The sequence below is a fragment of the Robertmurraya phoenicis genome, from assembly GCF_047302285.1.
In the GTDB taxonomy this organism is placed as follows: domain Bacteria; phylum Bacillota; class Bacilli; order Bacillales; family Cytobacillaceae; genus Robertmurraya.
Genome location: NZ_CP154845.1, coordinates 4447783 through 4459738, shown reverse-complemented (window position 1 = coordinate 4459738; position 11956 = coordinate 4447783). Strand labels below are relative to the sequence as shown.

At 33.3% G+C, this 11956-nt stretch carries 11 protein-coding genes and 1 pseudogene; 9 read left to right on the top strand and 3 right to left on the bottom strand.

What is annotated here, in order from left to right; genetic code table 11:
* The first annotated feature begins 876 nt into the window (after positions 1–876).
* From AA0X71_RS22180 to AA0X71_RS22160, 5 genes are all read left to right on the top strand, one after another.
* Positions 877–1893: a WYL domain-containing protein gene (locus tag AA0X71_RS22180; RefSeq protein ID WP_413357460.1), complete on the top strand. Its 1017-nt coding sequence runs from the start codon at positions 877–879 to the stop codon at positions 1891–1893.
* A gap of 1136 nt (positions 1894–3029) precedes the next feature.
* The gene (locus tag AA0X71_RS22175) at positions 3030–3995 is read left to right on the top strand and encodes a hypothetical protein (RefSeq protein WP_413357459.1); all 966 of its coding nucleotides are present in this window, start codon (positions 3030–3032) and stop codon (positions 3993–3995) included.
* A 46-nt stretch (positions 3996–4041) separates the two neighbouring features.
* A complete protein-coding gene (locus AA0X71_RS22170; protein ID WP_413357458.1) occupies positions 4042–4785 on the top strand; it encodes a hypothetical protein in 744 nt (247 codons plus the stop codon).
* A gap of 777 nt (positions 4786–5562) precedes the next feature.
* Positions 5563–5820: a hypothetical protein gene (locus AA0X71_RS22165; protein ID WP_413357457.1), complete on the top strand. Its 258-nt coding sequence runs from the start codon at positions 5563–5565 to the stop codon at positions 5818–5820.
* Entirely contained in the window at positions 5817–6203 is a 387-nt protein-coding gene (locus AA0X71_RS22160; RefSeq protein WP_413357456.1) for a retropepsin-like aspartic protease, read from the top strand. Before AA0X71_RS22165 ends, AA0X71_RS22160 begins: the two co-directional genes overlap by 4 nt.
* A 98-nt stretch (positions 6204–6301) precedes the next feature.
* Here the strand turns inward: AA0X71_RS22160 and AA0X71_RS22155 are convergent, their stop codons facing one another.
* From AA0X71_RS22155 to AA0X71_RS22145, 3 genes and pseudogenes are all read right to left on the bottom strand, one after another.
* Complete coding sequence (locus AA0X71_RS22155; RefSeq protein WP_413357455.1) at positions 6302–7303, bottom strand: tyrosine-type recombinase/integrase; 1002 nt, start codon at positions 7301–7303, stop codon at positions 6302–6304.
* Positions 7304–7564: 261 nt separating this feature from the next.
* Entirely contained in the window at positions 7565–7792 is a 228-nt protein-coding gene (locus tag AA0X71_RS22150; protein ID WP_413357454.1) for a helix-turn-helix domain-containing protein, read from the bottom strand.
* Between the two features lie 79 nt (positions 7793–7871).
* Positions 7872–8111, bottom strand: a pseudogene (locus tag AA0X71_RS22145) (DUF4372 domain-containing protein); the annotation flags it as partial.
* Positions 8112–8270: 159 nt separating this feature from the next.
* Between AA0X71_RS22145 and AA0X71_RS22140 the strand changes: the two are divergent.
* From AA0X71_RS22140 to AA0X71_RS22125, 4 genes are all read left to right on the top strand, one after another.
* Positions 8271–8906, top strand: coding sequence for a hypothetical protein (locus tag AA0X71_RS22140; RefSeq protein WP_413357453.1), 636 nt, complete (start codon positions 8271–8273; stop codon positions 8904–8906).
* A gap of 398 nt (positions 8907–9304) precedes the next feature.
* Positions 9305–9913, top strand: coding sequence for a TetR/AcrR family transcriptional regulator (locus tag AA0X71_RS22135; protein ID WP_413357452.1), 609 nt, complete (start codon positions 9305–9307; stop codon positions 9911–9913).
* A 158-nt stretch (positions 9914–10071) separates the two neighbouring features.
* On the top strand, positions 10072–11013 hold the full coding sequence (locus tag AA0X71_RS22130) for an ATP-binding cassette domain-containing protein (protein WP_413357451.1): 942 nt from the start codon (positions 10072–10074) through the stop codon (positions 11011–11013).
* Entirely contained in the window at positions 11006–11779 is a 774-nt protein-coding gene (locus AA0X71_RS22125; RefSeq protein ID WP_413357450.1) for an ABC transporter permease, read from the top strand. The genes AA0X71_RS22130 and AA0X71_RS22125 overlap by 8 nt, the downstream gene beginning before the upstream one ends.
* The last annotated feature ends 177 nt before the right edge of the window (positions 11780–11956 follow it).

Here is an 11956-nt window from a genome sequence, read left to right as displayed (position 1 = left end):
CAAATCTGATTGTGTTACATGAATCTTTTCACCGACTGGTACATAATAAAAATATCGATAAAATTCAAGTTCTAATCAAAATGTTAGAGCTGACAAATAAACAAATTCAAAAAGTAAATGAACTTCGTAAACAATGCAAAAATGACTTAATCACAAATTAAGTTAAATAGCTTCATTTCACTATACATATAACTGAATGGATAAGATCAGTTGGAAATCTGTATTCGGAGAAAGCCGTACGTACAGTGTAGGTGGAAATGGGAGCGATAAATTCAAACACTTACCTATCTATGTGAACAAGGGTTTGTTATACTGTGTTAAATAAAGGCAATTTAATTGAATAATTTTAAGAGGGAGATGAGACTTGAAGATTATAATCATCATCTCAGTGATAATCTTATGAATATTAACAGTTTGGAATTTATATCCTAAACCCTACAATAAAAGAGAAATAGGTTTTCAAAAAATCATGTAGCAATTAATTATTCGCTAAAAGGGTGCTTAATTAAACAAGGAATTAAGGTATTTCTAATTCAGGTAATGGAGCAGGTTTATTGAGAAAAGGAAACGAATAAAGTAGATCACAAATAAAGGGTGCTCGTTTATAAGATAGTTATATCAAAAGAAGCAATGAATTTCGACACCATGAATTCGCAGCCCTTCTCTGTTTTCTAATGAGGAAAATTCGTTCTAACTAAATGCAAAATTTTACAATATGTGTGACATAAACAGATATTTTTAACAGGCGGCACTAAGTTGAAATATAAGTATCTAATCGACTATTTGTATTTTGGTTTAATTCGATTAACCATTCATAATTAAAGGCCAACTTTGGAGGAAAGCACCAAAAAACATTAGCAAGGAGGGTCAATTTGCTTGGAAAATGCAAATAGTTACTATCTCTTGTTAACTTATTTGATTTTAAAGAAGAATACGAATGAAAATAAATCATTATCTGCTGATAAAGTTGCAAGTATAATCAAGACAGAATTTCGAATGGATAAAAAAATTGATAAACGAACAATAGTAGGTCACTTTAAGAGACTAGAAAGTTTATCAGAACAAGCTATTGATGAAAATATAAGCTTTTTTGATGATGAAATTATTACAGAAGGTGAAGAAGCACGAGTAATACATAATTTTGATGCCTCTGAAATAAAACTGTTAGCTGATATTATTTCCTTTTCTAAATTAGTCGGAAAGAATTATAGTTATGAATTAATAAAAAAGATATTTTCTTTAAATGGAGAAAATATCCCGTATCACTATGAGGAACAATTACGTAATAAATTCCATGCTTCAAATTACAATCCTCAACTTTTTTTATCATTAGAAGAAATTTCAAAAGCAATTCAAAAAAGAAATAAAGTGGAAGTCACTTATTTAAAATATGATATGAATTATAATTGGGTTCCTTACCTAAACAATAATGGGGTGGAAGAAAAGCGCATTATCTCTCCGCACTCCATTGTTTGGAGCAAAGATTTTTATTATGTGCTCTGTACATTTGAAGATACATTGAAAGTTTATTTTCTAAGGGCAGATCAAATGAAAAATGTTAAAGTTCTTGGAGATAGAAAGGTGATTTCGTTACCTGGAAATTTTAATATTCAACAATATATTCAAACTCAACCACACTTATTCGGAGGTTTTACAGAAACCTTTTCATTTCAAGCTAAAAAGTGGCTATTAAAACAAATCGGTGATTCTTTTGGAACAGCAACAAAAGTTGAAGAAGTAAATGGTGATGAAATATTAGTAAAGCTTGAAAGTAGTTACGAGGCGATGAAGGTGTGGTTAATGCAATACATTATTGGAATTACAGACATATATCCAGAGAAACTAAAGAGAGATATTAAGAAAACTTTAAACAATAAATTGGAAACCTTGTAGTTTTAGTTAATAAATGGTTTTGTCAAGTAGAAATATTCCAGTTGCCTGCAAAAGTTTGTGTAGATAATTGGTATACTTCAATTATCAAATAATTAGGAGTAATTGAGATGGCAAAACTTTTTCATGCCAATTGGAAGCCACTTGGAACGTGCGGGATCATGAAGAAGTGATTTTATGCTTCAATTTATTCTTAATAATTCAAATTTGAATTGACTGGAGGGTTGAATGTTTTTGCTTTATAAGCTATCCGCAATTGCAAAAGATATATTTTGATTTATTAAAGCCTGTTGTGGAGATGTTTATGGAGCATTATCTATTAAAGCAAATTTTAAAAACTAATCGACAACTTCGGTGTGTTTGCCTTTAGAGGAAATGACAATTAACAAAATACATTTTGCAATTTAAAACACACAGATTTAGTGAATTGAATTTCACCCTGGACCTAAAACTTTTAAAGCAGGAAGAGCTAAGAAGACACAGAACGTCGGAGATCAAACTTTATATAATCTTTTTAATACGGAACTAAAATGAGTAATAATTAAATTATCTAATTACTGAAAATGCAGATTTATCCATTAGCAAACAATGGTTAAGTCATTTTGAATCTTGGAGCGTTCTGTTATACTAATCCAGGAACAATAAAACATTGCTGGAACTATATAGAAAATAAAATTATCGTTACAGTACAATTTTTCCTAAAAGGTTGTTAAGGTATTGATTCGCTTAAAGATGAACATTGGTTTGAGCTAAATCCAAGTTGTTTTTTTTCATTATTGTTCTTCAAAAAAGTTTGCTCTAAATGTGGAGCAATGGACAGAGGATAGTTTCGAAGTTGCACAACAAAAATATTCCAATTAATTAGCATTGAAGAATTAAAATAAAGTGTAGATTACATCGAATACTTACATTGTTATTCGAGTGTTAAAATTTTTAAGTGGGATAAATATGATACCCCGGAATATTGGCACGATGATCCTGAGGCAATTATGTTCATTCATAAAGTAGTGAATGCATTGAGTCTAGTATTTATAGATGAAATTCTAGAATTATGTTCAAAAACGTCTCATATCGCAGCAAATGCAACAAAAGTATTAGGGTAGAAGACAAAATTTTTCTGAATGGATGGAGGGAATTTAATGACATATAAAAATGTAAATACATTAATAAATGCAAATAAAAATGTCGATGAGCTTGTGCATTACGATTTTAAACATGAAAGAGGCATTTATAAGAGTGTCGGTAATATCCAATTATGGCTAGAGTATCGAAATGAAGTGGGGAATTGGGACTGCGACGGAAGCGGGGATAATGCTACAGAGACATGTGGGTTAACACGTGATATTTACAAAGTTCTATGGGAATGGAGTAGCGAGAATGAAAATAGGTATAAAAATACAGCTTATTTCAATAATATGCTGATGGGACCTGATACTATGAATTCTTATTTTAATGTATTGACCCAAGTAGTTGAAGTTGTGAGTCCCAACGGAAAGATTGAATACTTTAAAGGGATTGAAAAAAAAACGCATTGGAGTAAGCCAGATACTAGTAGGAAAGGATTTTTAAATTTAGTTGCAAATGTACTAGAGAACAAAGAGATCGGGGCTTTACTTGATATTTATGCAAAATTAACTCATACTATTGGTAATTTTGTATTAGTTCCGAGAGGATTTAATAGAGGAAGAACAAGTAAAACTTCTGACTATTGGGATTTGAGTCTTCAGGTTATTCAATCGGATAAAAATTGGCTTCAAGCCGAGACTGTCAAAAAATATGTGAATACCTTTTTCTTATGGGATTATGTCGATGAAAATTATGAAGTTAGGCCGTTCTTTGCAGGGCATAGTTTACAAAATAAAAAACCTAATACTATTAGTGAATGTGTAGAAATGTTACAAGCAATTAAAGATGCTATTGTTCGCAGAGGTTATTTTATAGTAGCAATGCTAAAAGTTGCTATAAAATATCCTGATAAATATGAACAAATAATGAACGAAATCATTAACTTAGAGAAGGCTAATATGGAAAGTGCAATACAAATTATTAAAGTAGCGACAAATAGAGATATAGAAATCTTTGATATATTAAATAAATTACAATAAAACGAAATACGTAACAGTATAATTACCTTCCTAAAGGAGATTAATTATGAGTAAAAAAATTACCGCTTTATTATTTGATTTTACTATAGATAATTTGAATGCACATGAAGACTGGAAAGAAATTATGATCTCTGGGAGAAATGTTTTAGATGATATTATTCGTTTTAAAGAAGATGAGTTTTGTAATTCTCCATTGGTTCAGTTAATTGAAATAGAAACTGAATCTGATAGCTACAAGATTATCAGAAATGAGAGTATGTGTAATATTCTTGGAATAAATAATAATAATCTTTGTTTGTATCAAAATTATTCACAACAAATCCGAAGACGAAAAATTTCATTTACGAGACCAAGCAATCCTCGGGTTTTGTCTGATAAATTTGCAATTCTAGCAAATAAAGAAATGTTTGAAGGAACTTTTCCTATATTTGAAATACGTCTAAGAAGAGCAGAAAAGTGGTCAGTATGGCAAGCGATTGCAGGGAAGTTTATTTTTATTATGGAGTTTCCATATCCTGGAGGAATAGCAGAAATTTATAGATCAATCGATAATCGTCAAATAGAAAATCTTAAAGGAAATATTGAAATCAGGTACAGTGGTATTTCGTTACAAGAAGTGTGCAGCCCCTTTGTACTACCTAGAATTGTTGAGGATCCTTTTTGTTGTGATCTTAGAAAAATTATTGATCCAAACACCTTTCATATATTATTTGATTCACAAATAATTCATGATTTTCCGGGAGAAAAATATAACAACGCTTGGAAGGTATTTGAAGAGCGTTATAGATAAGTACTGTTTCCGTTGCTACACTTGCCAACAAAAAGAAGATGAACTGTTTTGTATGAGACTAACAATAGCATTTTATTTGGGTATATAAATTTTGGGTGAATATTTCTTGAGAATTAATTTACTTGTATGTAGAAGTGTGAATATGATGAAATAAATGGGAGGCTTATGTTGCACAAGAAAACAATAGACCTAGTTGCTACGCAGTACAACCATACTATTCCATAGATAATGATAACAAAACCTCTTGACGTTTCTAGACTGTAGATTCGTTAATGGTAAGTTGTAAATCTCAGGGGCGTAAATAGGCTAGCAAATTGCTAACACTTTGCTAACACAATCTCATAAAAAACGGTAAATCCCCGCTAAAGATGTTACAACCAATAATATCCAAAACGTTGATTTACCGCACTTTTTGCGCTCGATGTTAACAATATTACACTCTAGCAACCTACGGGCGGCATGATGTATTACCTTGCTTTGAAACCCTGTTATATCAAGGAATCAAGCGTGTTACATTTGGGCAGTTCTCAAAAAATCACATGTTAATCACAAAAGAAGCTTCTCATGAGTTCGCTGAACTTTTGGGGAGCTTCTTTTTTCATTTCTTGGATTACATGGGGTTGTCTTGTAAGAAGGATAAGTGCAGAAATCTCCTTTTTAATAGGCGATTTAAATAAGGGAGATAATAAAGTTATTCCATATTATCTTGAGGTATATGAGAGGAATTTTTGATAGAATGGGAATAAGAAGTAACTAAATTGTAAAGGGGGAGTACAAATGTTATGGGAACAAGTTCGAAAAGCATACCCAGATAAATGGGTTGTAATTGAGGCAATTGAAGCGCACTCAGAGAGTAATTATCGAATAGTAGATGAAATAGCCGTAATAGATTCTTTTGATGACTCAATGGAGGCATTTCGGCGACATCATGATTTACACAAGCAAAAACCTAATCGTGAACTTTACTTTTTCCATACTTCTAGAGAAGATCTCGATATACGCGAGAAGAAATGGACAGGACTTAGAAAAATATGATTATGATAAAAGAATTATCAGAATTACCATTTATAGAGGCTACTGTAACTTTTCGCGGGCAAAGCTTGAAACTAGAAAATGTTTTACTTGATACTGGCTCTGCTGGAACCATCTTTAATGTGAATAAACTTGAAGAAATAGGGGTAAAGCCAGAAGCAAACGATGTAACACAAACGATTCAAGGAGTCGGTGGACTTGAGTTCGTTTATACAAAAAATATAGATAGAATATCTATTCAGAATGAAATAGGGATCCAAAACTTCAATGTTGAATTAGGTTCAATGGACTACGGTCTTGAGATTGATGGTATTCTCGGATACGATTTCATGAAGGAAGTTGGTCTCGTTATTGACTTGCAAAGACTTAATATATCAATAAAGTAAATCCTCTTGAAAGGGGATATTTTTTTGCTGTATACACACCAAGTAACGTCTTTTAAGGTTCTATGTACCTTGAAAGCAACCATTGCTTTCAAGTTTTTTTATTTTCTATGACTGCGAATTAAATCGCTAAATTTGTTAGAAGCATTTCTTCTTCTATGCTTTGTTACATGAAGATAAATCTTTCTAGTTGTCGAATCATCTTCATGACCTAACCGGTCCATAATCTCATCGATCTCCACTTCAGCCTGCGCAAGAAGTGAAGTGTGAGTATGACGTAAGGAGTGTGGAGTAAGTTTAAGATTTAACTCACTCTGCTTCAATAACCTAGCCATTCTATTCTGCACAAATTTTATCAAAACAGGATAGCCGGGATAATGATTGAAATTTGAGAAAATGAACCCCTTATTGTAATAATTGTCTCCTAGACGTAAAATCATCTCTTCTTGTTCTTCTTTATGTTTCTCAAGCAATTTAATGAGTTCGTGATCGACAGTAATGACACGCTTTGACTTTTTTGTTTTTGGACGAACTAAGGTGTAATTTACTGTACTGTTTTTCGGATTGTAATACGTTTTGTTAATACTTATGGTATGCTTTTCAAAATCAATATTACTCCATTTGAGGGCAACCAATTCTCCAACTCGTATACCAGTATAAGATAATACATTGAAGATTACTTCATCCATGAATAGTCCCTTTTCGCCTGCAATATCTAGGAAGTGTAGAAGTTCCTCCACTTCAAGAAACTTTGGAAGATCTTGAGGGTCTTCTTCGTTTTCGTTAATGATGTTGTCATCCTCTCTTAGTATATAAGCATTTATCGTCGGATTATCATTTAGCAACTTCTTATCAACGGCTTTCCCGAAAAGGAGTCTTCCAGTTGTATGAATACTTTCAACAGTACTTCTTGCAAAACCTTGCTCTTTTAAATCATCCAATACAGCCTGATACATTTCTTCGGTGATTTTTTTAAGTTTGACCTCTTTGAAGAATGATAGAAATTTATCAATGCTGTATTTTCTAATTCGGATAGTACCGGGTTTTGGAGCGGTAACTTTAATGTATTCCGTAAGCCATATACTAGCGTATTCCTTGAACAACATATCGGTTTCAATATGAAATTTACCTTGTTTAATTTTCTCGATTAAAGCTTCAGCTTGTTCTCTAGTGTCAAAGTTATCTCTCTAAATCTGCTTTCTTTTCCCTAGTTTTAGATATTTTCCTACATCAATAACAAAGGTCCACTTATTATCACAAGTGCATTCTTCGCCACAAGTGCAACCTCGTTTGAAATAACTACCTTTCATAGTGATTTATCTGAACCTCTCTTTCAAAATAGTTTTTATATGATTTATCATGCTCTATGCATGTAACTGTTCTTCTTTTTTTAATGCAATCCAATGTTTAAAATCTGCCTTATCTACCCTTTTGGTGGCACCGATTTTAAAGTTTGGGATACCCCCGTCTTTTACGTTCATTTTGAACAACTCAAACACTCGTCTTCTCGAAATACCTAGAAATTCAGAATGCTGTGCGGTGAGAGTATCAGATAATGACTCCCAAGTGGTATGTTTTTTTGTGTTTTTCATTTTGTATAGCCTCCATATAGTTATTTTTTTGATTAATAGAAAAAAACCGCAAAATTACATAGCCGACTATTGTTAAGTGGCTAAGAGAATCAAGGTTGATTGCCTTTTGAAGCTTGTCATCGAAAAGACAATCACTTAGCGCATGAAGACTCTCGAATTCCTGTAGCTGCGCAAAAAGCAGTAATTTTAGGAACAATTCCGTCGTTAATTTCTTCGTATAGAAATCTAAATTCAATGTTTTCACTTGTTCCTCAAAAACCTTCGAATTGATTGGTGAAAACCATTGTCCAAATGAATTTTTTCGTGTAATCTTGTCCATGTGAGATGTCCTTTATTAGTGGATTTGGATGGATTACCACCTGACTTATCCATTATAAAGGACTTTGAAATACTCTATCTTTTTCGATGAGTTGTAGATAATGATACAGCATTAAACTTTTCTAAGAGCGCTGATATTTCAGTCACAGAATTACGTAACTTGTTTTACGTTAAAATTCCCGAAAGACTTTTTTACGGTTTGACTAGAGGTCTTTCAGATGATTATAGAACGGTTGAAATTATTGTAGATCACAGCCCTGAATATGGAAAGATGAGAGTATATTCAAAGCTAAAACAGCAAATGAATGCACACGCAATATATCGTGGAATGAAATATTATGTTAATAAGGCTTGGTATAAGGATTCACATAAATCAATCCCTCTTCAAATTGTAGATTTATTTATGGGGATTGTTGTGTTTTTAATGGAGAAGTCTTACTTGAACCTTGAAGACGATAAACCAATAATTAAAAGTGATCTTATTTACCGCTTTTTAATCGAAGGCAATAATATAGATTTATTTCAGAAGCAAATCAACATTTTTAAATGGGATGGACAAAAAGACATTATTCATGAGGTGGATATCTCAGAATATTTGTCTCAATTTATTGTTTTTAAAACCCAATTTGATGTTGGAGAAATGACAAAGATTTCTAACATTAAATTACCAAATGAAAGTACTAAAGATTTACGGTTGAAATTGGGATATACAAATAATCAATTAAGGATGTTACTTGGATATCTTGACCAACTAGATGGCAAAGGAAGAAATACTTTTATCATGCAAAATTACTAAAATGAATTTTAGTTATGCTAACATTTTGCTAACGCACTCATCTCCAAACCGTAAATTCAGGTTAACGATGTTACAGTAAGAAATTAACAAAAGCTTGATATACCGCATTCTCATCACACATCATTGTAGAAAAACACACTCTCACCATAGGGGAGGCATGATGTGATATGTCCCTTAAACCCTTGGTATACAAGGATTTTGTTAGTAAGGTGAGATTGTGTTGCGAACATTGAGGTTTTTAACGGAGGCTTCTCATAAGTTCACTGAACTTGTGAGGGGTCTCTTTTTTGTGGTCTTTTGTATGATATAGAACAGGCCAATTATGTATACTTCTGTTTAGTCTTTTTTTCGTGATATGATAGAATCATGTTACCAATACTTTAGGAGAATTGATGTGTATGGCGCCGTTAAATGAAGATCAATTAGAACATATTCGAAATGAACGTAAGATACAAATTATGAGAGCTGCACTTAAAACTTTTGCAGAAAATGGGATTAAACTAACAAAGATTAGTTTAATCGCGAAGGAAGCGGGAATTAGTCACGGATTGGTTTATCACTATTTCAAATCAAAGGAAGAAGTGTTATACGAAAGCCTCGAATGGGCCATGGAATTAAATGAAACGCGCAAATATCTTAATGAGCTTTCAGAGATGGCAGTTTCACCCTTAGAAAAACTACGTCAATTTACGAAGTTTGCCCTTTCATCAAGTAAGTCTGAAAGTAGTAATATATTTCGTGTGATTCAACACTTAGAAAATACAGAAGGCATTCCTAGTCATATACTCGATTTCACGAAAAATGTAGGAATGATGTATGTTGAATTTTTCATTCCAATTTTTATGGAAGGACAAGAATCAGGTGAAATTATTCAGGGGGATCCTGAAGAACTGGTGGGATTATTTCTCACCATTATTTCTGGAGTGATGGCAGATGATCCCGATTATTGGCATGAAAATATGGACCATAAAATTGCCATTTTCTTAAGAATGATTACGACACGTTAAGTCCATTCTTACTTCTCCTCAATTTGTTGTCAAAATTCCTTGTTGACGAATGAGGAGATTTATTATATTTTTATATTGACTGGTTTAATCAATCAAAAACCAGTTATTATTTTTGTGTTTATATTGACTGATTAAATCAATCAAAAAGAGGTGAGGTAATGAAAGATAATATTATTTCTGTTCGTAAACTGAAAAAATCCTTTGGGAAGCATTTAGTTTTAGATGATTTGAATCTCGAGGTAAAGCGTGGCTCAATTTTTGCATTACTAGGAGAAAATGGAGCTGGTAAGACGACAACTGTGCGCATCTTATCTACATTGATTCAAGCAGATAGTGGCTCAGTTTTGATTGCTGGATATGATACGCATCGCGAATCTAAGTATGTGAAACAAAATATTAGCTTAACCGGTCAATATGCTGCAGTGGATGAATTGTTGACAGGAGAAGAAAACCTCATGCTGATGGGGCGTCTAAATCACTTGAGCGGCCATTTAGTAAAAAAGCGGGCAATGGAACTACTTGAACAATTCGAGTTAACAAATGCTGCAAAAAAACAAGTAAAGACATATTCTGGTGGGATGCGCCGAAGACTTGATATTGCAATTAGCCTGCTAGCCTCTCCGCAAGTTATTTTCTTAGATGAGCCTACAACCGGACTTGATCCTCGGAGTCGGAGAGCTATGTGGGATCTGATTAAACAACTTGCAAAGGGTGGAGTTACCATTTTTTTAACGACGCAATATTTAGAAGAAGCAGATCAACTTGCAGATAAAATAGCTGTCATCGATGGTGGAAGGATTGTAGAAGAAGGAACTGCAGAAGAGCTAAAAAGCTTGATCGGTGAAGAGAAGATAGAATTAACCTTTGATGATTTGAGTTCATGCCAGCTTGCTTTAAAGCTTTTACAAGGTCAAATTAATGAAAGCGAGCGAATGATCTCGATTAATACCTGTTCTATAGAAAGTTTGCGTCAACTACTTAACATACTATATGAACACGGCTTAGAGCCTAGCTCCGTTAACTTCCGAAAACCAACGCTTGATGATGTATTTATGGATTTAACAAGCCGAAATAGAAAGGGGCTATCTGCCAATGCGTAAATCAAAGTTTTATTGGGCTTTATCAGATGGCTGGACAATGTCCCATCGTAGCTTAAAGCATATTTTCCGTGAGCCAGAGTCCCTATTAATGGCTATCGGACTACCAGTAGCGATTATGGTTATGTTTGTTTATATTTTTGGAGGGGCGATTCAGACTGGGACGGAGTATGTAAATTATGTTGTTCCTGGAGTCATTATCACATGTGCAGGATTTGGAAGTTCACTAATAGCTATAAGTGTTACGCAGGACATGGTTGGTGGATTGTTTGAGCGTCTTCGCAGTATGCCCCTACACCCTTCATCATTAATGGTTGGTCATGTAACGGGAGGATACATTCGCAATGCGATCGCTACAACGATGATCTTTCTTGTTGCATTCCTCATTGGATTCCGGCCAAATGCGGGATTCATAGATTGGCTTGGAATTATTGGACTCTTGTCTCTATTTATGTTATCTCTCAATTGGCTGTTTGTAGCAATGGGTTTAATGGCAAAAAGTGTGGAAACAGCAAACGCTGTAACATTTCCGATGTTATTCCTTCCATATGTTAGTAGCGCCTTTGTACCTACAGAGACTATGCCTAGCTGGCTTCATGCCTTTGCAGAATACCAGCCAATGACTCCACTAATTGAAACAGTACGTGGACTTCTTATTGGAACACCTATTGGTAACAATCTCTTGTTATCTATTTTTTGGTTCGGTTCTCTATTAATTATTAGTTTTAGTATTTCTGTAGCTATTTTCAACCGGAAGAAAAAACATTAATTTACGTTAATATAGAAGATACATTGAAAAGTGCTAACATAATGAAAAATACTAGCATAAGATACAGCGCCCAAAACCTACTAGAGAAGTTACCTAGTTAAATTAATAAAGAGGCTTCTCATTAGTTGATCAAACTTTTGAGAAGCCTTTTTCTTTTGCTTACGAAGAAGTTGATGC

Coding starts and splice junctions, on each gene's coding strand:
- AA0X71_RS22170 (WP_413357458.1), top strand. CDS start 4,042: ATGAGTAAAAAAATTACCGCTTTATTATTTGATTTTACTATAGATAAT.
- AA0X71_RS22125 (WP_413357450.1), top strand. CDS start 11,006: ATGCGTAAATCAAAGTTTTATTGGGCTTTATCAGATGGCTGGACAATG.
- AA0X71_RS22150 (WP_413357454.1), bottom strand. CDS start 7,792: ATGAAAAACACAAAAAAACATACCACTTGGGAGTCATTATCTGATACT.
- AA0X71_RS22175 (WP_413357459.1), top strand. CDS start 3,030: ATGACATATAAAAATGTAAATACATTAATAAATGCAAATAAAAATGTC.
- AA0X71_RS22165 (WP_413357457.1), top strand. CDS start 5,563: ATGTTATGGGAACAAGTTCGAAAAGCATACCCAGATAAATGGGTTGTA.
- AA0X71_RS22130 (WP_413357451.1), top strand. CDS start 10,072: ATGAAAGATAATATTATTTCTGTTCGTAAACTGAAAAAATCCTTTGGG.
- AA0X71_RS22135 (WP_413357452.1), top strand. CDS start 9,305: ATGGCGCCGTTAAATGAAGATCAATTAGAACATATTCGAAATGAACGT.
- AA0X71_RS22160 (WP_413357456.1), top strand. CDS start 5,817: ATGATTATGATAAAAGAATTATCAGAATTACCATTTATAGAGGCTACT.